Raw genomic sequence first — 21616 nt, 5'->3', positions numbered from 1 at the left:
AATAAAAGCAAATGGATCGTCGGTCATCACTCAAATACATAGCCCTTTCTGCATTCAGCGGAGTGTTGTTGGATGCCTGCAAACCTGCCGATAAAAAAGCAACGTTAGTGGCCGGTGCCAACGGCGATGGCAACCTTACCATCGACCGCACACCGGAAGAAGCTGCGCATGAAAAAAAGCTGGCGTCGGAACAATTTTTTACCGAACACGAAATGGCAACCATTGCGGTTTTAAGTGACATCATCATTCCGGCAGATGATGTATCGGGCAGCGCCACCGATGCAAAGGTGCCCGAGTTCATCGAGTTTATTGTAAAAGACATGCCCGACCACCAGGTGCCCATGCGGGGCGGCTTGCGCTGGCTGGACCTGCAAATGGCCAACCGCCATGGCAAGGCATTTAAAGACTGCACCAAAGCGGAGCAGATAGCCATGGTTGACGCCATTGCTTACCCCGGAAAAGCAGCGCCGGAGATGAAGCAGGGTGTGGCCTTTTTCAACCGCATGCGGGGCCTTACCGCCACTGGTTTTTTTACATCGGAAATGGGCATCAAAGACCTGGGTTATATGGGCAACCGACCCAACCAATGGAACGGCATTCCGGCAGATGTGTTGAAACAATACAACCTTGCTTATTCCGAAAAAGAGATCAAAGAGTGTGTGCAGTATACGTGATTGGAAGGAAGTAAATTTTTGCTGTGTTAAGTTACTTTCGTTTTGTAAATGCCTATTGCATTTCAACCTTGAAAATCAAACATCATCAAGTAAAATTTTGAATTTCGGAGTTGTCATGCCGAACCTGTTTCGGCATCTCCTACATTTCGCGGAGTTTATCACGGTATTAGGAGATGCCGAAACAAGTTCGGCATGACAAACCCGCTTAAGCAAGATGCCGTCTTACTAAAGGGTTAGTATAAAATGCTCAATTAATTTAAAAACCTTTCCAAACATTTATTCCAATAAAACGCCCGGCACAAACACCGGGCGTTTTATTGAATGCTGTATCATTGAAAAGCTACATCATCTAATTTTTAGTTTTTCACTTTTGCCTTTCTAAATCACTGGCTTCAACAACACCGGTTCGCCAAAACCCAACTCCTTCAACCGTGGCAATTGTGTTTTGGCATCGCCTACAATCAACCAGATCATTTTATTCGGATCGAGGTATTTTGCGGCCAGAGCTTTGATCTCTTCTATGGTCATCTTTTTTACAATGGCTTCCCGGTCTTTTACATAATCAGCCTTCCAGCCATACTTGCTGATGTTTTCGAGCATGCCCAGTTTGGCGCTTGCCGTTTCAAATGCACGGGCATTGCTTTTGATCAAAAAACTTTGCGTTGTTTCCAGGTCCTTTGCCGAATAGTTTTTGCCGTAGTTTTCCAAAATTTCCTTCACCAGTTGTGCCGACTCCAACGTTACATTGGTACGTACGCTGCTGGCAATGGTAAACGGCCCTGCACTGTTGGTGCCCGAAAAACCGGAGTTGATGCCGTAAGTATAGCCTTTGCCTTCGCGGAGTTGCTGCGTTAGCTGCGATGCAAAGCCACCGCCGCCCAAAATATAGTTCAACACCGTTGCGGGATAATAGTCTTTGTCTGTTGCCGCCAGTGCCGGGTAGCCAAAGCGGATCACCGACTGCTTTGCATCGGGCACATCGTAAAAGTAAACGACCGGTTGTGCCGGTGCTGCCGGCGTTTTCCAATCCGGAATGGTCACTGCGCTGCCTTTCCATGCATTGGCCAGGCGGGTTAGCGATGCGGTCAATGCCCCTTCACCCGAAGCACCCACCACATGCATGCGGGCATTGGCCGGCGACATGCTTTTGGCGTAAAATGCTTTGAGGTCGTCGAGGGTAATGGTGCCTGCCGATGCTGCAGTGCCCAGTATGTTGCGCGACCTGATATTGTCTTTGCCGTACACCAGCAAATTGTATTGGTTTTGCGCAATGGCATTGGGGTTAGCTTCCTGCTGCCTGATCTGGCTGATGGTGCTTTGTTTGATCAGGTCAAACTCGGTGGCATCCCAACGTGGCTGCAGCAAAATTTCCTCCACCAGCGCCAGCGTTGCAGGGTAGTTGCGGGCCAGCGTGTTTACACGAATGCGGATGTCTTCGGTGTTGGCAAAAACATTGATCGTTGCGCCCAGTTGCTGGATGGCTTCTTCCAGTTGCTGCGGCGTTTTGGTTTTGGTGCCCTGCGTCATCATGCGGGCCATCATATTGGCTACGCCAACTTTGTCGGGATTTTCCAGCAGCAGGCCACCGTCTATAACAAGTTCAAATTGTACCAGCGGCACTTCGTTGTTTTCAATGCCCAATACCCGCATGCCATTGGGCAACTGCGCCTGCCAGATCGCAGGAATTTTTACTTCCGGAGCCTGGCCATATGGCGGCTCTTTACTCCGGTCGAACGAAGATGGTGTTTTGGGGTAAGTAGCCACCGCATTCGGGTCCACAGTTTCTTCGGCGCCCTGCACAATTTTTTCTTCTACTACATCAGCTTTTGTGGAGCCTGCAAGTGCCAGTTCAATTTTGCCCTTGGGCACAAAAGATGTGGCTACGAAATTTTTGCCCTTGATGTATTTGTTGTACACACGGCTCACATCGGCAGCGGTTACGGCCAGCAGGTTGTTGATGTCTTTTTCAATAAACGAAGGATCGCCGGCAAAAATGTTGTACTGCGCCAGCTGGAAACCCTTGCCCTGCACGCTGAACAGCGAATTGTAAAACTGTGTTTCCAGTCCGGCTTTAATGCGGCTCAGGTCTTTTTCGGTTATGCCTTTCCGTTCAAACTGGGCAAATGCTTTATTGATGGCGGCAGCGGCACTATCCAGGTCTTTTTCGGCAAATGCCCGAACCACTACATGCATCTGGCCGGCCAACTCGCTGGTGCGGTGAAACATGGCTGCACCCGGCGCCAGCTTTTCATCCTCAACCACCACCTGGTACAGCGGCGCTTTTTTGCCTTCGGAAAGATAGGACGACAGTATTTCCAGCGCATAACTATCGGGGTGATATTCGGGCACCGTGGGCCATGCCATGGTCAGCTCGGGCAGGCGTGCAAAGTTGTCTTCGTGGTACAGCTTTTTGGTTTGTTTTACGAAGCCGGGCCGCTTTGCCAGCGGCTGCACCGCCGGGCCTTTCTTGATTTCACTAAAATATTTTTCCACCCATTTTTTGGCTTGCGCCGCATCAAAATCGCCGGCCACCACAAGGGTTACATTATTGGGCACATACCAGCGGTTGAAAAATTCTTTTACATCGGCCAGCGTCGCGTTTTGCAGATCATCCAGCGAGCCAATGACCTGCCAGTTGTACGGGTGGTCTTCGGGGTAGAGGTTTTTATCAATCACATACGAAGTGTGGCCATAAGGATTGTTGTCGTAGCTCTGGCGCTTTTCGTTTTTCACCACTTGTTTTTCCTTGGCCAGCACGGGCTCGGTTACCGTGTTGATGAACCAGCCCAGTTTATCGGCCTCGGCCCAGATCATTTTTTCAAGGGCGTCTTTGGGCACGGTTTGAAAATAATTGGTGCGGTCGCGGCTGGTGGAGCCGTTGGCACCGGAGCCGCCAATGCGGGCACTCATGGCATCGAGGCCGCCCTTGCCCAGGTTTTCAGATTCCAGGAACAGCAGGTGCTCAAACAAGTGTGCAAAGCCGGTGCGGCCCGCCTTTTCCCGCGCCGAACCCACATGCGCCGTGAGGGCCACCGCCACCACGGGATCGGACCGGTCGATGTGAAAAATCACATCGAGGCCGTTGGGTAATTTGAACTTCTGGTAATCTACTTTAAAGGTGGTTTTGGCCCCAGCCGGTTGCCGCTGTTTGGTTTGCTGTGCCCCTGCCGTTAAAGTGGCGGCCAGCAGCGAGGAAAAGAATATCGCTTTGTACATATGTTTTGATTTCGAAGGGGTAAAATTAGGTGCGCCGCAATTCAGGCGTGCAATGCGGGAAGCTTTTAACCAACTATTTTCCAATCAATTTTCCTGTTCCAGCCGATGATATGCTGTTTTCCTTTTCCCTATTGACAGGCGTAACAGCAACGTATGGCCGTTATTTTTAAACTGGTAAAATGCGGCACCCGCCTTTAATTTGGCCCGCAGACCGTATTTTTCCGCCCGGTTTTCAAATAGTAATTATTTTTGCATCTGTTCCAATCCTGAAAAAACCACCAATGCTGCGTTCCCTATATTGCCTGATCCTGCTGGCTGCTATATTTATGGCCGTTTCCTGTGGCCATAAGTGGAACTCCGAAAAAGAAGAAGTTGGCTATTGGCGGCAACAGGTTGCCGATACTGCATTCAAAACGCTTTACGCCGATCATACGCTGCCCGGCGCACTGGCGCTGTACGATTCGCTGCTGGCGCGAACCGGCAAAACTTCGGTGTACACCGATGCCGTCCGCTTCGACCTGCAAGCCAGCTATTACTATTTTTTCACACCCCGTATTGATTCCACAGCCGCACTGATCGATTCAGCTTTGTCGCAGTTCAGCACGCCGGCATTGCAGCGGCAATATTCCAGGGCCTACGTGCATTTATTGTTGTTTGGCGGCGAGCTGGCCTACAAGCTGCGGCAGTACAACAAGGCCAATAATTATTTTTTTAAGGCAAAAAAACTGGCCGACGCCCACCTCGATCCTTGTGAGCGGAAGTCGTTCAACTACAGCATCGCGATGGTGCTGTACCGCCAGCAAAACTACCAGCAGTCGCTGCAATACTTCCAGGAAGCGTATGCATTGCAAAACACTTGTGTGCCGCAAACCACGGCCATTTACCTGCAGCAACAGGAAATTCAAAGCAATATCGGCCTGTGCCTTATTCAACTGAAACAGTACGACAGCGCCCTCAAACATTTTGACCGGGCACAGCAAATTGCAGAGCAAAACAGCGATTCGCTGGAGCGCTTCATGGACGGGATCCGTGGTGTGTTGTATGGAAATAAGGCGCAGGTGTACATGGCTAAAAACGCACTGGATACTGCACGGAAACTTTCGCTGCAAAGCATTGCACTAAACGACCGGCCCGGCAAAGATGTGGGCAATGCCCAAGCGGTGAAGTTGCAATTGGCCGATGTGTACGGCCGGCAAAAAAAATACGGCCAGATGTTGGACGTGCTGCGTGGGCTGCGCCTTCAGCTCGACTCGTTGCCCAATACCCAAGTGGAACTGGGCTGGCGCCACCTGATGTCGGATTATTACGAGCAAACCGGAAAGCCGGCCTTGGGTTTTCCTTACTTCAAAAGCTATGTGCTGCTGCGCGACTCGATGGAAGAGGAGCAACATGCCCTTACAGCCGCCGATGTGAACCGCCAGTTGGATGAAAAAGAAAAGGCGCTGCAAATCGGTATTTTAAAAAAGGAGAAGCAACTGGCGCGGGTATCCCTTTGGGTAACCGTTGGTTTTGGATTCATGGGTGTTGTGATCATCCTGTTGGTGGGATTGAACTTCCGCCAAAAACGCAACAGCATGGCTAAATCGCTGGCTCTGTATGAAGAAATCGACCGCCAGAAAGCGGCCCGTGAAGCTGAGGCTGCGCAACGACACAAAGAGATTACCGAAGCCGTGATCCATGCACAGGAAAAAGAGCGGTCGCTGATTGGGCTGGAGCTGCACGACAATATTAACCAGGTGCTGACCACGGTAAAACTGCACAACGAAATGGTGCTGGAAGGTCTGGGGGAAGCCAAAGCCCTGCTGCCCCGCGCCAACAATTATTTGCAGCAATGCATCAACGAAATCAGGAGCATTTCCAAAAGGTTGTCGGCGCCAACGCTTGGTAAAATCAGCCTGGAAGAATCGGTAAAAGACCTGCTCGATTCGGTAGATGTGACGAATAAAGTAAAGATCACCCGAAATATTTCGGGGCTGGGCAGCCAGGTGCTGAAGCAGGAAGTGCACCTGGGCGTTTACCGCATTTTGCAGGAACAGATCAATAATGTGCTGAAACATGCCGATGCATCCGAACTGGTGGTGGGCCTCGAGGCCAGTGAAAATGCCATCCGGCTTTCCATTGCCGACAACGGCAAAGGCTTTGCGGCCAACAGCAAAAACGGGGGCATTGGCCTGATGAATATGCGTACCCGCGCCGAGTACATGAACGGATCGTTCAGCCTCGACAGCCAGCCAGGTGCCGGTTGCCGGGTGGAAGTGGTGGTGCCCCTGGAAGCAGTGGCTTAAACCGTTTCAGTTTATTAGCTGAACAGTATAACCACAGAAATCATTGAATGCTTGAATAAATTTTTTTTGCCCATTTTACCGGTGCAGCTTTTAAATTTGTGTAGTTGGTACACTATTTGAATAATAGGCCACATCAACCTGATATTTCGAACTCTTTATATGGCAAGCAATCGTTAGTCGCCCGCTGTTTCTACGGTGGGCTTTTTTTTGCGCCTAATTGTAGCTGACCGACTGCGCAATATCATCCTGCACGTACCTGACCGCTACGAATTGCCATCACTGCAAGTCCTATTTTTGTCGCATTGGCAAATGCGTTTTTTATAATAAATCTTTACACGATTACTTGATTGTAACCACTGTTGGCGGCACATCGCGCCATTCCTGCATTCCTTCAATCGCCATTAAATTACAGCTGTATGAAAACTGTTTATTCCTTGCTTTTAGCCTGCATGGTCATTGTGTATTTACCGGCAGGGGCACAAAATGTGGTGCGGCAGCATGGCCAGTTGCAGGTAAAGGGTGCGCAGTTGTGCAACCAAAAAGGAGAACCGGTGGTGCTGCGGGGTATGAGTTTTGGCTGGCACAACTTCTGGCCACGGTTTTACAATGGGGGGGCGGTGCAGTGGCTGCAGCAGGATTGGGGCTGTACCGTGGTGCGTGCCGCCATGGGCGTGGAGCCGCGACGCGGGTACAAACAAGATAGTGCCGGTTCGGTGCGGGCTGTGAAAGCGGTGGTGGATGCAGCCATTGCCGCAGGCATTTATGTGATCATCGATTGGCACAGCCACAACATCAACCTGGAAGAAGCCAGGACCTTTTTTGCACAAATGGCGCAGGAATACGGCCAATACCCGAACGTGATCTACGAAATTTTTAATGAGCCCGAACGCCAAAGCTGGGATGAGGTAAAAGCCTACTCGGCCGAAGTGATCGGCACCATTCGTAAGTGGGATCCGGATAATATCATATTGGTGGGCAGCCCGCATTGGGACCAGGATGTGCACCTTGCTGCCGATGCGCCGTTGCAGGGTTTTAGCAACCTGATGTACACGCTGCATTTTTATGCCGCCACCCACAAGCAGTCGCTGCGGGACCGCGGTACTTATGCACTGAAAAAAGGCCTGCCGCTTTTTATTTCCGAATCGGCCGGTATGGAAGCAACCGGCAACGGCCCATTGAATGAAAGCGAGTGGCTGCAATGGATTGAATGGGCGGAGCAAAACGGTGTGAGCTGGGTTACCTGGTCGGTGTCGGACAAGGATGAAACCTGCTCGGTGCTGCTGCCCAGTGCTGCATCTGACGGCGGCTGGAAAGAAACGGATTTAAAAGAATCGGGCAAAAAAGCAAGGGCGCTGATCCGGAAATACAACAAGGTGTATTTAAAGTAAAACGGACGCTGATCGTTTTTTAAAAAACGCCCCAGTTGTTCTTTTGCAAAATGCTCATTCACCGATTTAGAAAAGCATTAAAATGGGTTCCATCAAAAAAAGTTGGATGTCACAATAGCCTAAATTTTTCCCAAACGTTTGTTCTTTTTTTACCCACACCTTCGTTACATCCATTCAATCATTTTGTCGTTTACAAAAGCCCAAATATTTAGCTGCCAAAATTTACAGGTAGCAGCACTTTAAACACTGAACCTTCACCCGGCACACTCTCACCCCATACCATGCCGCCGTGGTTTTCGGCCACCTTTTGCACAATGGAAAGACCCACGCCGGTGCCTTTGTATTCGGCATTTCCATGCAGGCGGGTAAACACCAAAAAAATGCGCTCCGAGTCGGCTGGATCGAAGCCGATGCCTTTGTCCCGCACTTCAATTAAATGATACCATTGCGCTGCACTTGCCGCCGGCAGGCCAGGGCGAGCATCTTTGCCCTGCACTTTTTTCGCCGTGATCTCCACTTCGGGCACGGTGCCTTGCTTGTTGTATTTTAACGCATTGCTGATCAGGTTTTGAAACAATTGCTGCAACTGCCTTTTATTACCCCTGATGGTGGGCAGCGGGCCTACCGTGATCTGCGCGTTTTTTTGCTGCACTTCCAGTTCCAGGTCTTCCAGTACCAGCTGCACTTTTTTATTCAGGTTTACCTCTTCTTCGTTGGCAATTCCTTTGGTAGCCTGCGAGTAAGCCAGCAGGTCATCAATGAGCGTGGACATGCGTTTGGCCGCACCTTCTAACCTGCTGAAATGGCGGGTTTGTTTTTCATCCAGTTTGTCGTGCAGTTCTGCCTTCAGCATGTCGGCAAAAAAGTGAATCTTCCGCACCGGTTCTTTCATGTCGTGTGATGCGGCATAGGCAAATTCTTCAAGGTTTATATTCAGGCGTTTCAGGTCGGCATTTGTCTTCAGCAACGCAGCATTTGCCTGCGCCAGTTCGGTGGTTCGTTGTGCCACAAGTTCCTCAATTTTTTGGCGGGCCAAAACCTGCTGCGTCACATCAATGCTAATGACCAGTACACCCAGCACATTTCCCTCCGCATCGCGATAAGGTTCGTACACAAAATTCTGGAACACAGTTTCCATCTCGCCATTGCGCAGCAGGTCAACCGGCCGTTCGTTGGCCGTAAATGTTTGTCCCGTGTGGTACACATCGTGCAGCAGCGGTTCCAGGCCTTGTTCCCGCAAATCGGGCAGTGCATCAAACAGCGGCTTTTGCATTACCGCAGCCTTTTCCTTGCCCCACAGTTGTATCATCAATTCGTTGGCCGTGTCGATGATATGATCGGCGCCAAGCAAGATGCACATGGCCACCGGCGCCTGCAGAATCATGCTGCGGAAGTTGCGTTCGCTTTGCTCTACTTTCTGGCGGGCCAGCATCAGGTCGGTAACGTCAGCGGCCGTATTCATTACGCCATATATTTTTCCTCTTGTATCGGTAAGCGGCGTAAAGCTGTAATTAAAAAAGAAAGGTTGCAGCACGCCGTCTACCACCAGGTTTACCTGCTGGTTGCGGGCATGATAAGGCACGCCTGTATGATACACGCTGGACAACTGCTCGTAAATGCCGCTTGCACGCAACTCGGGCAACACTTCAGCGTAGGTTTTACCTACCACATCACTGCCTTTTCCCCACACATCAATAATCGATTGGTTTACCAGTTCAATGCGCATGTCGGGGCCAACATACACGCCGATAGGGAAAGGCGCGCTGTCTACAAACGACCGTACCCGCTGTTCGCTTTCCTGGATCTTTAACCGTGCTTTTACCTGGTTGGTTACGTCGGTGGCCACCACAATAATGCCTGATATACTGCCATCGCCTTCGCGGAACGGCTCATATACAAAGTTTACATACACCGACTCAATGCGGCCATCACGGGGAAGTGTAACCGAAGCTTCAGATGCAGCCACTGGTTTGCCGGTATAAAACACCTGACCCAGCATTTCTTCGAAGCCCTGGTTACCTACTTCAGGCAAGGCTTCGAACAGCGGCTTACCCAGGAGCACATCACTGCTTTTGCCCCACAGCTCAAACATCCGGTCGTTGGCTACTTCCACCATATAGTCGGGGCCACGCAAAATGCACATGGCCACGGGTGCCTGCAAAATGGTGTTGCGCAGGTTGCGTTCGCTTTCCTGCAGTTTTCTTTTGGCTTCCAGTTGGCCGGTAATATCGGTAGCCGTTACCAGCACGCCGGTAACCTTGCCGCCAGCTTCGCGAAAAGGCTGGTAAGAAAAGTTCAAGTACCGTTTTTCGACTTGGCCGTTTTTGCGTTTAAACAACGCAGGCATTTCTACGCCGGTAAAAGTTTTTTCGGTTTGTAACACCTGTTGCAACAGTTCGGGGAAAACCTGTTCTTTCATTTCGGGCAGTATCTCGAGCAGTGGCTTGTGCAGGGCTTCGGGGCCTACCTGCCACAGGTTGTACAAGGCCTGGTTGGCCACCTCCAGCACAAACTGCGGGCCCATCAGTATAAAAATGGGATCGGGGGCCTGGTCCAACACGCTGCGGAACCGGTGCTCCTGGCGGATGCGTTCGGTAACGTCGGTAAAAAATACGCCCACCCGGCAATTTTCGGCGCTGCCAAGCCGGTGCACGTAAATGTCGAACCAGCGGTCCAGGTGTTCCGACTCCTCAGTACGGTGCTCGGGGTTGCCGGTTTTTACCACCCGTTCGTACACGGCAAACCACATCGATTGAATGCCGGGGAAAATATCATCGATGGTTTTGCCCACCACATCAACCAAGCCTGATTGCCGCTCAAACGCGGGGTTGGTTTCAACGTAGCGGTAGTTCACACATTTGCCCGCTTCATCGAAAATGACTTCCAACGTGCAATAACCCTGTTCCATTGTATTGAACAGGGTGCGGTATTTTTCTTCGCTTTCTTCTACTTTTTTAAAGGCCCTTTCCAGGTCCAGCCGGGCCACTTCTGATTGCTCCGCCTTTACTGTTGCCGTTATATCTTCGGCCGTGTGCATGAGGTATTCCACTTCGCCTGCAGCCAGTATCGGCGTCACCACTACCTTCCAGTATTTTTCGGTAAAAATGCCGTCTTCAACCTGCTGGTCGTAGCGAATCAGTTGCAGGGCGTAGCGTTGTTTGTGCTGCAGCACCCAATCGTACGCACTGCGCAGCCGGTTGTCCACAACATCTTCGCGCAGTTGGGGGTTGGGCGGAAAAACATCGAACAAGCCAGTGCCCGTCACCTCTGCTCGTTCCTTACCGATCATGGCAAGGCTGTCGTTGCTGATGGCAACGATGGTATAAACGGGGGCATCGGGCAGGAGCAGCATGGCAATGCCCGGCCTGGCTTCAAAAATGGAAAAGTCCCCGGCAGGCGGGGAAACTTTCATGGAAGGGTTTGACGTCATGTTATAGGCAATAAAAATAGCCCTTAAAATCTAAACAACGTCAATCTTATGCTTTGGTAAAAGTGAGGTTTTTTAAACGGGATTGTGGTGTTGCGGGCCTTGTTGAAGTATGGGATAGAAATGATTCGTCAACTAATATTTAAGCAGGAAAAATGTGAACTGAATTTGTTCAGATGCATCTTCAAAAGTTGCGGTTTTGGTGATGTAAGCATTGAAATACAGTTAGAGAAAAGAGCAATGAAAACAATCCCACATCATCCACCCAGCACCGCTTTCCAATCGTCTTTGGTCATGGTGTTGAATAGGTCTTTGCCGCCCGGTACCAAACCTGCAAACCGTTCTTTTTTACTTTGTTGCAACAGCATCATTTTTTCCTCCACTGTGCCAGGGCAAATCAGCCGGATGGCCTGCACGTTTTTGTGCTGCCCAATGCGGTAAGCACGGTCGATGGCCTGTGCTTCCACAGCAGGGTTCCACCACGGATCAACAAGGTATACATACGATGCAGCAGTTAGGTTTAGGCCGGTGCCGCCAGCTTTAAGGCTCAGCAAAAACACCCGCACCTGCGCATCGTTTTGAAAACGATTTACCACTTCCTCCCGGTTGCGGGTGGCGCCGGTAAGGTATGCATAGCCGATGCCGCTTTTATCCAACTCTTCGCGTATAAGATCGAGCATGGAAACAAACTGCGAAAACACCAGGATCTTATGCTGTGGTGCTTTGGTTTCAATTTGCTCCATCAGCGCCGTTATTTTCGATGAGCCGCCGGGCTGTTTGTCTCCTGCATTCAACAACCTCGGGTCGTTACAAATCTGGCGCAACTGTGTAAGTCCACGCAGCACATGCATCGCATTGCGCAAAATTTCGTCTTCCATTTTGCCTTCCAGGTAATCGCGCAACTCGCCTTCATACGCATCGTACACGGCACGTTGCGCATCGCCCATAGGGCAGTACATTACCTGCTCTGTTTTGTCGGGCAGTTCCTGTGCTACTGTTTCTTTGGTGCGGCGCAATATAAAGGGTGCCACTTTTCGCTGCAGTTCGGCTGCGCGGCGGCTGTCTTCAAACTTATCAATGGGCGTTGAATACACATCGCGGAAATACTTTTGGTTGCCCAACAAACCCGGTAGTACAAAAGATATTTGCGCATACAGATCCAGCGTATTGTTTTCGATGGGCGTGCCGGTAATAGCCAGTTTGTTCCTGGATCGCAGCAGCCGCGCCGCATGGTATCGTTGCGAGCCGGTGTTTTTTATTTGCTGCGATTCATCTAAAAATACATAGCCAAACGTGTAGCGTCGCAGGTAGCCCACATCGGCCAGCAGCGTGCCATAGGAGGTAAGCACTATATCATATCGATCCCATGCGGTAACGTCTTTCTTGCGGTCGCTGCCATGTAATAAGTAAACGTTCAGCGATGGCGCAAAACGGGCTATTTCTGCTTGCCAGTTGAATAGCAGCGAAGTGGGTACTACCACCAAATGCGTTTCCGAAATGCCCCTCTCTTTCAACAGCAGCATCAACGCAATTACCTGCAGCGTTTTGCCCAAACCCATATCATCGGCCAGCACACCACCAAACCCATGTTCGTTGAGGAAAGCCAGCCAGCTAAGGCCTTGTAATTGGTAAGTGCGCAATTGTGCCTGCAACCCTTTCGGTGCTGGCACCGGTTCCATCGCTTTAAGGTCGTACAGCTTTTGCCGGTAGGTTTGAATGGAAGCTTTCACTTCATCATCAAGCTCCTCTTCTTTATACCATTGCGCCAGCGCATCAAAATGTGGCTTGGGCGTAATAAGGTCTTCGCCCATGATTTCGGCAGCAGCAAAAAATTGTTGCATCCGCTCAATCCATGCTTCGGGCAAAATGCCCAGTGTGCCATCATCCAATTGCACATAACGGCTGCCGTTTCGCACTGCTTGCTGCAGTTGTTTCAGCGATGCATTTTGCTTGCCATACTGCACTTTTAATTTTGTGTTGAACCAATTAAGCCCGCTTTGCACCTGCACCGAAATTCCGGCCCGGTGTGCATTCAGCTTGTTGCCTTTTATTTGGTTAAAACCATATATGGAAATGCCTGCTGCACGCCATTGAGCAAAGGTTTCCAGAAACCAGTCTTCGTCCAAAAAGCGGTCGCGGTGCAGGTAAAAATAGGGGAAGCTGTCTTCCAGTTGTTCGTAAAAAAGCGGGTGTTGCCGCAACATCAGGGCTATAAAATTATCTTCTTCCCGTTCGTCGCGTTCCATCGCCATCATGCGGCCGCGGGCATCGGGCAGGTACACCGCTTTTTTGCTGCGCACCGGCACTTCAATACTGCCATAGCGCATTACAGGGTTGATGATCACGTATTGGTTCAGGTCCGACAGGTAAATCATGCGTTCCCGTGCACCTTCCCAACCCGCAGCTTCAAGTTGTGCGCCAGTGGCGCGGTCGATATACGTGTGCACCACTTCCACATGATCTTCCAGTTTGACCAGCACACCTTCATTAAACGCATTGAACTGTTGCGCATGCACCTGCATGTAAGGACGTGTGGCAAAGTATTGCAGCAGTTTTACAATAGTAAGATTAGCTGCCAGGTGCATGGCACCATCGTGCAGCACAAAGTATTCGTATTTTACCTGCATCTGCTGCGGATGCAGCATCGCGTCGCCAATTTGCAGTTGCGGTACAATGTTGAAAAATGGTTCCTGTTTGTTTACCAGCAGCAGGCATTTGCTCAATACCTTGCCAACCGTTATTTCAACCAATGAGCCGGCACTAACGTTTTCCGAAAACTCAGTGTTGTGGTAAAAAAAACGCAGGCCTAGCGGGTTTTTGATGATGGTTTTGAGTGCCCTGATATCGGCGGCTGTTTTGGCAGCGGTTGGGTTAGCCTGGAACCGGCTGATGCAGGTGTAAAAAAGCAACGCATCGGGGTTGCTGCTGAACAGGGCCGCGTCGGCAGCACTGATTGGTGTAAGCGGGTTTTTGATTTTGCCTGCTTGTGTTGTGGCCGCATTAAACACCTCGATGGACAGCGATTTATGAAACCGGAATTGTTTCAGCACCACAATGCGCAAATCCTTATCGCTGGCCGCGAAAAAGGGCTGTTCTTCCTGCGGCAGCAGTAGGTGTTGTAGTTCGCTGATGGGTTCCATTTTTCTATCGGTGGCTCAAACTTAAGATTGGAATGTAAAACAACCCGATGGCTTCTTTTTTATGCAGCGCAGCGGTGCGTATTTTTTTATTGAAAAATTCGCCTTTTACTTGCAGGCACAAACTTAACTGAATCATACGGGTAAAAGCTAGTCGCTTTATTCGGTTTTGAGCGGATTGTTTTATTAGCCTGTATTGTTTAAAAATTGGAGTAAAACACCAGGCGGCTTCCTTAAATAACTCGTGTTTTTAATATAAGCAGTTTCGCCGCTGCTGCTTCATTCCAAGGCCCACTTGCCTTATCTTTCAGGCGCTTAATTTTCTAAACTATGAATGTAAAACAATGGTTGCTGGCAGCAAGTGCGGCGATGGCGTGTGCTGTGGCCGGTGCACAGGGGCAGAAAAAATGGGACGTGGCCAACCCGGAGGGTACGTACAAAAATGTATCCTTTACGGTAAACGAAGGCACCTGGATGAACCTCGATCTTGCTCCCGATGGAAAAGAGATCGTGTTCGACTTGTTGGGTGACATTTATACGATGCCTTCGACCGGCGGCACAGCCAAAGTGCTGCGCCAGGGATTACCCTTTGAAGTGCAGCCGCGCTACAGCCCCGATGGTAAGAAAATCCTGTTTACATCCGATGCCGGCGGTGGCGATAATATTTGGGTGATGGACCGCGACGGCAGCAATGCAAAGCAAATCACCAAAGAAACCTTCCGCCTGCTAAACAACGCTGCATGGTCGCCCGACGGGCAGTACATTGTGGCCCGCAAGCATTTTACATCAGGCCGCTCCCTAGGTGCCGGTGAAATATGGATGTACCACATCAGCGGGGGAGGGGGCATACAGTTGACAGCCCGCAAAAACGACCAGCAGGATGTGAACGAACCCGTGGTGTCGCCGGACGGCCGCTATGTATATTTCAGCGAAGACATGTACCCCGGCGGTGCGTTTCAATACAACAAAGACCCCAACAACCAGATTTTCGTTATCCGCCGGTTTGACCGCGAAAAAGGCACGCTGGAAAATGTAACCGGCGGACCCGGAGGCGCCGTGCGGCCGCAGCTTTCCCGCGATGGTAAAACGCTGGCTTTTGTAAAAAGAGTGCGCACCAAATCGGTGCTGTATCTGCGCCAACTGGAAACCGGCGAGGAGTGGCCTGTGTACGACCAGCTATCGAAAGACCAGCAGGAAGCATGGACCATTTTTGGTTCTTTCCCTGGCTTTGCATGGACGCCCGACGACAAGGCCATCATTTTGTGGAGTAATGGAAAAATCAACCGCATCGACATTGCAAAACCAAATACTGCTGTTGATATTCCGTTTACGGTTACCGTAAATCAGAAGATTGCAGAAGCGGTTCGGTTCAAGCAAAACATCAATGAAGATGAATTCAAAGTAAATGTTATCCGTCATGCGGTTACATCGCCCGACAGCAAGTGGCTTGTGTTTAATGCGCTTGGTTATTTGTGGAAAAAGGCCCTACCCAACGGTACACCGGAGCGAATAACCAAAGGCGCCGACTTTGAATTTGAACCACAGTTTTCCACAGATGGAAAAGCGCTGTTGTACACCACCTGGAACGATGTGGATGCAGGTGCTATTTACAGCGTTAACATGAACGGTGCGGCAAAGCCTGTGAAACTGACGAAGGAAAAAGGTATTTACCGCATGCCGCAATTTTCGCCGGATGGCAAGCTCATTGTTTTTCGCAAAGAAGGCAGCAGCGATGTGCTGGGCAATGCATTTACTGCGCAGCCGGGCATTTACACCATGCCGGCTAACGGCGGCGTACAAACGTTTATAACTGCCCGTGGAGATATGCCCCGTTTCAATAAAAGCGGCGACCGCATTTTTTACCAGGTAGGCGGCGGCACCAACCGCAATTTTGCCAGCAGCGACCTCAATGGGTTTGACGAACGGGTACACCTGAAAAGCATGTATGGCAGCCAGTTTGTTGTATCGCCCGACGAGCAATGGATTGCGTTTGTAGACCTGCACAACGTGTACATTGCTACATTTCCTGCCGTTGGTAAAACGGTAGATATTGGTAGTACTACGTCAGATTTTCCGGTCAAAAAAGTATCCCGCGATGCAGGCATCAACCTGCACTGGAACAACAACGGAAAGCAATTGCACTACACACTTGGCGACCAATATTTTACCATCAACCTCGAAGATCGATTTGAGTTTGTGGCGGGCCGTCCCGACAGTGCATTTGTGATACCGGAAAAAGGCATCGCAGTGGGCCTTACTGCAAAAACGGATAAGCCACAAGGCACCATCGCATTTACCAATGCCCGCATCATTACCATGAAGGGCGCCGAAGTAATTGAGAACGGCACCGTAGTTATTGAAGGAAATAAAATCAAAGCGGTGGGCCGTGCCAATGAAGTGGCGGTGCCTGCAGGGGCGAAGTTGATCGATGCCACCGGCAAAACCATTTTGCCCGGCTTTATTGATGCACATGCACATGGCAACCATTTTCGCACCGGCATCACGCCGCAAAAGCACTGGCCTTATTACGTAAACCTGGCTTATGGCGTAACTACGATGCATGATCCTTCGGCAAATTCTGAAATGGTGTTTGCACAAAGCGAGCTAGTGAAAACCGGCCGCATGGTGGGGCCGCGGGTGTTTTCTACCGGCACTATTTTGTATGGTGCGGAAGGCGATTTTAAGGCTGTGATCAACAGCATTGACGATGCCCGCAGCGCATTGCGTCGGACCAAAGCGTTTGGTGCTTTTTCGGTAAAAAGCTACAACCAGCCGCGCCGCGACCAGCGCCAGATGATCATACAGGCAGCCCGCGAACTGGGCATGGAAGTGGTGCCTGAAGGAGGCTCATTCTTTTTCCACAACATGAGCATGATACTGGATGGACATACCACCATTGAACACAATATTCCGATAGCCACGCTGCACAAAGATGTGATTGAGTTGTGGAAGCAATCACGCACCGCGTATACGCCAACACTCATCGTTTCGTATGGCGGTGTTAGTGGCGAATACTACTGGTACCAGCACACCAATGTTTGGGAAAAAAGCCGCCTGGCACGGTTTACGCCCCGCGGTGTAATAGATACCCGCAGCCGCCACCGCACCATGTTGCCCGAAGAAGAATATGAAAACGGGCACATTCAATTATCGAAGCAAGCCAAAAACCTGCTCGATGCCGGTGTGCCGGTGAATATGGGCGCACATGGACAGTTACAAGGATTGGGTGCGCATTGGGAAATCTGGATGATGCAGCAAGGTGGCATGAGCAATCATCAGGCACTGCAAACCGCTACTATTTTACCAGCACGTTCGTTGGGTTTTGATGATCATATTGGTTCGTTGGAAGCGGGTAAACTCGCCGACCTGCTGGTGCTGGATGCCAACCCGTTGGAAAACATCCGCAATACGGAAAGCATTAAATACACGATGGTAAATGGCAGGCTATACGATGCGGAAACCATGAACGAAGTGGGCAACGCAGAAAAGCAACGCCCTAAGTTTTATTGGGAAGTTCGGAAAAACTGGGAGGCGTTTGGCTTTCAAAGCGAAACGTTGACGCATGAGCATGCACAGCACTGCTTGTGTGGTAAACAATAAGAAAGGTTGATTTATACAAAACGCAGTACGTAGGTACTGCGTTTTTTTATGTGTATTAAGGCCCAATGATTTTGTTTTGTCCATTCGCCGCAGCGTCTTGCCTGTCATCCTGAGCGCAGCGAAGGATCTGAGCCTGAACCAGGGCAAATTTCAAAGCATTAAAGAATTTACTTTTTCTGCACCGGTGCATTCATTTATGACAATCAGATGCTTCGGTGCGCTCAGCATGACAAATGCAAGGTTTGCTCAATTCGCATGTGTATTTTATGGTGTGCGGAAACATGATTTTTCGCTTTTCATGCACAAGAAAACAGGCTTCTGTCTTTAAAAAAACAACGATGATCTTATTTACTTCTCACATCATTTGCCCGACCAAACCTGATGTTGCGCACCAGCGGGTTGCCATAATCAAAGCCTGTAACTTTCCCTGCGCTATCACGTACAAACCGCACAGTCATCATGCCGGTCATAAATGTGTTTTCGTCTGCGGGCTTTAGTAAAATCGATTTGCTGGGATTGCGGTAAAAGCGCATCTGGATGCCTTCTTTTTCTGGCACTATTTCCATGATCGTTCCCAACTCCGTGCTTTCATAACGGCCTGCCAGCGCTGACAATTCGCCGGATGCAGGCGCAAAAGCACGGGCACGGCGAAAGCGGATTTTTTCACCCTCTGTTGTATTGATCTCAAATGCATCTGCTGATGTAAAAGTGAGTTCAAACTTTGCTTCGGACAGAAAAGATGGTGAACCTTCGCGGTTATGGAAGCGGTCTGTTGCCAATGGCACAAGCGGACCGGCACCGGCAACCGTCAGCGCATTGTTTGCCATGATCAACCGCACCGGCTGGCCCGTTTGTTCGTTGAAGTATAAGCCGGCGCGGGCATTGAGTTCCGCTGGCGAGATATCAACCTTTGTGTCTGTTGCGCCAGCAACCGGAGCATCGGTTCCTGCTGGTAAAAATAGGTTGAACAGGCGTGCCGCATATGCCGAACGGGCACCGCCATCCACATTGCACATGATGGCAACGGAAAGGCCGTGTTGGGGTAACCGGCCCACGTTGGTGCTATAGCCTGCTGCACCGCCGCTATGCCATACCAGTTGGCCACCACGGCGAAACGGCTCGATGTTGAGGCCGCGGGCATAACTCAATTTTCGGCCGTTGTTCAGTGTGGCTTGCTCCTGCAGTTTCCTTGTCACAAATGCACCCAGCTTTCCACTGGTCAGGGCCTCGTTCCAAATGGCCAGGTCAGCGGGTGTGCTGAATAGCGCACCGCCGCCACCGCGGTCGTTGCCCATCAACACGTCAAGCTTCCATGCCGCGCCTTCTTTTTTATACGCCAGCACCCGGTCTTTCACCACTTCATTCATATCGAGCACATACCTGGTTGAACTCATTTGCAAGGGTGTAAATAGGCGATCCTGTGTAAAACGGGAAAACGGCATGCCGCTGACACGGGCCACAATTTCTTTCAGCAACACGTATCCGCTGTTGGAGTAAGCCCATTCATCGCCCGGTTTAAAGTTGAGGCCACGTTGCCGCAGCGTTAGGGTCAACGCATCGGGATCGCCTTCAGCTAAAGGTTTCAGTCCAGTCCAATCGCGGATGCCGCTGGTATGGGTCATCAGGTGGTCGAGGGTGATCCTGCTTCCATAATCGGGCAGTTCGGGTATGTATTTTCGAATGTCTTCGGTCAGGGAAAGCCGACCATTTTCAACCAGCAGCAATACCGATGCCGCCACAAATTGCTTGACCACCGAGCCCGCATCAAATACCGATGATGTGGTAAGTGGTGTGCCCCGCTCCAAGTCGGCCAGGCCGTAAGCCCGGTTGGCTACAATCTGCCCGTTTTGCGATACCGCGCAAACACAGCCCGGCGCATCTTTTTCTATCCAGCTAAAGATCTTGTCTATTTCCGCATTTTTGTCCTGTGCAAAAGCGGTTGTGCATACCAGTGAGCTTACGATTGCAAACAAAATGGCTGATGAATGTTTTTGAATCGCCTGGCAACTTGTGTTGGAAACTTTTCGATTTGGAAGTGGGGTATTTGTTTTCACCTCATTGGTGCTACTAGCCGCTGCCGCAGTAATCCATTTAAACATGTTGATTCGTTTCATATGTAGCGCAGTTGAATAATTTTAATAGTATTGTTTATTTGCTTTGAAATTCAAAGCACATGCGGAAAAAATGGGCGGTAAACATTGCAGCCTCGCAACATCTACCGCCCGGACTTTTATTTAAACCCAAAAAAGAACGGAAACAAAAAGGTAACGATGGCTACCCAGGCCATATACACCGGCAGGTAGGAGGCAATGGCTTTTCCCACGCCAGACAGTTCATCCTTGTTGAAGCCAGCACGAAACAGTTGCACCGTTACCAGCAACAGGTTGCCCAGGATCAAAACATTACCACCGAGTACAGCCAACCGGTTGGGTGTAATACCCCACTCGGAAATGCGGAATACGATGGCCGAAAGCGCAATGCCATTTACAATAATGGTAACGGCCGACAGCAAACGAAGCACCCAGATTTCCCAGCGGCTTTTTTCGCTTTTGGCTGTTTCGGCAACAGAAAAGAAAATGATGGCCATTACACCAACAAGCAGCGCATTAAAGATCAGGAGGAACTCGCGGTCGTTGTACGGATCTTTGCCGGAATACACCATGGCCACGAGGTAAATAACGAGCATCACCAGTACCAAGGGACTGAAAATTTTTGCAATCACCGGCGAAACTTTACCAACCAATTGCGGGTTGGTGCGGGTAAGATAAGTGCCGATGATGGGTGCTGCAGGTAATCCAAACACCACGATGTTTTTAAAATAAAACTCCTCGATGTTGAGGCCCAGTAAGGAAAACAGCCCGATTGTAATGCCGGTCATGATGCCGCCTGCAATGAGGATCAGCGTGGTCATTACTACCAGGTCGCCGTTGTATTTTAAAAAGCCCAATCGCAGATCGCTGCTGTCTTTTTTGCCCACAAAGGCAATGCCCAACAGCGTCCATAGAAACAGGAGCAGGTGAATACAGGATAATACCAATGTATCGCTGGTTTGTGATTGCGGTAAGGAATTGATGAATATCAAAGCGGCCAGCATGGCACCGGCGATGAATGCAATTTTGCCTTTGGGCAATTCATTTTTCCAGGCAAAATATGCCGACAATACCGGGAACACAATGAAGCTTATGTTGCGTGGGTAAAAGTACTCTTCGTCAATGCCAAAGACGGCGGGAATTTTGGCAATAAGTCCAGCAATCAATACACCGATCAATACCCAAAACAGTTCTTTGCCGGTGCCCCAACTGATCTCTTCGTTTTCATAATTGAGCCGCTCATTCCACCAGTCGGCAATGGGGGTGCCTTTTATTTCGGGGTACAGTGTGCCAAAACTTTGTTTGAACTGTGATTTGTTGGTGCGGTACAACTTTTCGAGCTGGTGGGCATCGGTAAGGTGTGCCTGAATTTCCTCTTTCATTTGTTGACGATTTAATAAGTTGAATGAATTGTTTTGGTGTGTTGGGTCGTGCGTTTTTGTTAGTTCCAGAGCGTTCCGTCGAGGCCCAGCACCGTGCCCAAAAACAAGGCAACGATGAACCCGGTGATAGCAACAGGCCAGGCCAATATTTTAAACGGGCCACCGCGGTAACGCAGGTGCAGCACCAGGTGGGCAAATAAGCCGCCCATACCACCTGCCAATGGCACGATGATCAGCGGCCGCAGCATCCAGAACCGTGGCCAGGCGGGGTTCTGCTGGTCTACGCTGGAAAGAAACAATGCAATGAGCAGTAGCCCGAAACCTGCGCCCAGCATGGCGCTGCTTGCTGCGGCTTTGGTGTTGATGGGGCGTGGCGTGCCGATGTTTTGCTGTGTCATGGCATGTAATATTTTAGTG

General features: G+C 50.3%; 10 protein-coding genes. 4 read left to right on the top strand and 6 right to left on the bottom strand.

What is annotated here, in order from left to right; all coding sequences use genetic code 11:
* Positions 1 to 11 precede the first annotated feature (11 nt).
* Complete coding sequence (locus DRJ53_RS08305) at positions 12 to 674, top strand: gluconate 2-dehydrogenase subunit 3 family protein (protein ID WP_114235146.1); 663 nt, start codon at positions 12 to 14, stop codon at positions 672 to 674.
* A gap of 378 nt (positions 675 to 1052) precedes the next feature.
* Here DRJ53_RS08305 and DRJ53_RS08300 read toward each other — a convergent pair whose 3' ends face one another.
* Positions 1053 to 3890: a M16 family metallopeptidase gene (locus DRJ53_RS08300; RefSeq protein WP_114235145.1), complete on the bottom strand. Its 2838-nt coding sequence runs from the start codon at positions 3888 to 3890 to the stop codon at positions 1053 to 1055.
* A 281-nt stretch (positions 3891 to 4171) separates the two neighbouring features.
* Here DRJ53_RS08300 and DRJ53_RS08295 point away from each other — a divergent pair, with 281 nt between their 5' ends.
* Together DRJ53_RS08295 and DRJ53_RS08290 are read left to right on the top strand one after the other, a co-directional pair.
* Positions 4172 to 6175 (top strand): tetratricopeptide repeat-containing sensor histidine kinase, encoded by a 2004-nt coding sequence (locus DRJ53_RS08295; protein ID WP_162303834.1) that lies wholly within the window; start codon positions 4172 to 4174, stop codon positions 6173 to 6175.
* Positions 6176 to 6591: 416 nt separating this feature from the next.
* The gene (locus DRJ53_RS08290; protein ID WP_114235143.1) at positions 6592 to 7563 is read left to right on the top strand and encodes a glycoside hydrolase family 5 protein; all 972 of its coding nucleotides are present in this window, start codon (positions 6592 to 6594) and stop codon (positions 7561 to 7563) included.
* Positions 7564 to 7771: 208 nt separating this feature from the next.
* Here the strand turns inward: DRJ53_RS08290 and DRJ53_RS08285 are convergent, their stop codons facing one another.
* The gene (locus tag DRJ53_RS08285) at positions 7772 to 10975 is read right to left on the bottom strand and encodes a PAS domain-containing sensor histidine kinase (RefSeq protein WP_162303833.1); all 3204 of its coding nucleotides are present in this window, start codon (positions 10973 to 10975) and stop codon (positions 7772 to 7774) included.
* Positions 10976 to 11247: 272 nt separating this feature from the next.
* Positions 11248 to 14130 (bottom strand): DEAD/DEAH box helicase, encoded by a 2883-nt coding sequence (locus DRJ53_RS08280; protein WP_114235141.1) that lies wholly within the window; start codon positions 14128 to 14130, stop codon positions 11248 to 11250.
* A gap of 327 nt (positions 14131 to 14457) precedes the next feature.
* Here DRJ53_RS08280 and DRJ53_RS08275 point away from each other — a divergent pair, with 327 nt between their 5' ends.
* Positions 14458 to 17727 carry an amidohydrolase family protein gene (locus DRJ53_RS08275; RefSeq protein ID WP_114235140.1) on the top strand — a complete coding sequence of 1090 codons (3270 nt, stop codon included), beginning with the start codon at positions 14458 to 14460 and terminating at the stop codon, positions 17725 to 17727.
* A 344-nt stretch (positions 17728 to 18071) separates the two neighbouring features.
* Here the strand turns inward: DRJ53_RS08275 and DRJ53_RS08265 are convergent, their stop codons facing one another.
* From DRJ53_RS08265 to DRJ53_RS08255, 3 genes are all read right to left on the bottom strand, one after another.
* On the bottom strand, positions 18072 to 19700 hold the full coding sequence (locus tag DRJ53_RS08265; protein ID WP_162303832.1) for a serine hydrolase: 1629 nt from the start codon (positions 19698 to 19700) through the stop codon (positions 18072 to 18074).
* A 257-nt stretch (positions 19701 to 19957) separates the two neighbouring features.
* The gene (locus DRJ53_RS08260; protein ID WP_114235137.1) at positions 19958 to 21199 is read right to left on the bottom strand and encodes a DUF4153 domain-containing protein; all 1242 of its coding nucleotides are present in this window, start codon (positions 21197 to 21199) and stop codon (positions 19958 to 19960) included.
* Positions 21200 to 21258: 59 nt separating this feature from the next.
* Positions 21259 to 21597, bottom strand: a complete 339-nt coding sequence (locus tag DRJ53_RS08255; RefSeq protein ID WP_114235136.1) for a potassium transporter KefB — start codon at positions 21595 to 21597, stop codon at positions 21259 to 21261.
* Positions 21598 to 21616 lie beyond the last annotated feature (19 nt).

The sequence above is a fragment of the Paracnuella aquatica genome, assembly GCF_003332885.2.
In the GTDB taxonomy this organism is placed as follows: domain Bacteria; phylum Bacteroidota; class Bacteroidia; order Chitinophagales; family Chitinophagaceae; genus Flavisolibacter; species Flavisolibacter aquaticus.
Note: the sequence above shows the minus strand (reverse complement) of the source record. Positions and strands in the feature narration are given on the sequence as shown.

Bases quoted from the DNA above. Each gene is read 5' to 3' on its own strand.
- DRJ53_RS08305 (WP_114235146.1), top strand. From the start codon at position 12: ATGGATCGTCGGTCATCACTCAAATACATAGCCCTTTCTGCATTCAGC.
- DRJ53_RS08300 (WP_114235145.1), bottom strand. From the start codon at position 3,890: ATGTACAAAGCGATATTCTTTTCCTCGCTGCTGGCCGCCACTTTAACG.
- DRJ53_RS08295 (WP_162303834.1), top strand. From the start codon at position 4,172: ATGCTGCGTTCCCTATATTGCCTGATCCTGCTGGCTGCTATATTTATG.
- DRJ53_RS08290 (WP_114235143.1), top strand. From the start codon at position 6,592: ATGAAAACTGTTTATTCCTTGCTTTTAGCCTGCATGGTCATTGTGTAT.
- DRJ53_RS08285 (WP_162303833.1), bottom strand. From the start codon at position 10,975: ATGAAAGTTTCCCCGCCTGCCGGGGACTTTTCCATTTTTGAAGCCAGG.
- DRJ53_RS08280 (WP_114235141.1), bottom strand. From the start codon at position 14,130: ATGGAACCCATCAGCGAACTACAACACCTACTGCTGCCGCAGGAAGAA.
- DRJ53_RS08275 (WP_114235140.1), top strand. From the start codon at position 14,458: ATGAATGTAAAACAATGGTTGCTGGCAGCAAGTGCGGCGATGGCGTGT.
- DRJ53_RS08260 (WP_114235137.1), bottom strand. From the start codon at position 21,199: ATGAAAGAGGAAATTCAGGCACACCTTACCGATGCCCACCAGCTCGAA.
- DRJ53_RS08255 (WP_114235136.1), bottom strand. From the start codon at position 21,597: ATGACACAGCAAAACATCGGCACGCCACGCCCCATCAACACCAAAGCC.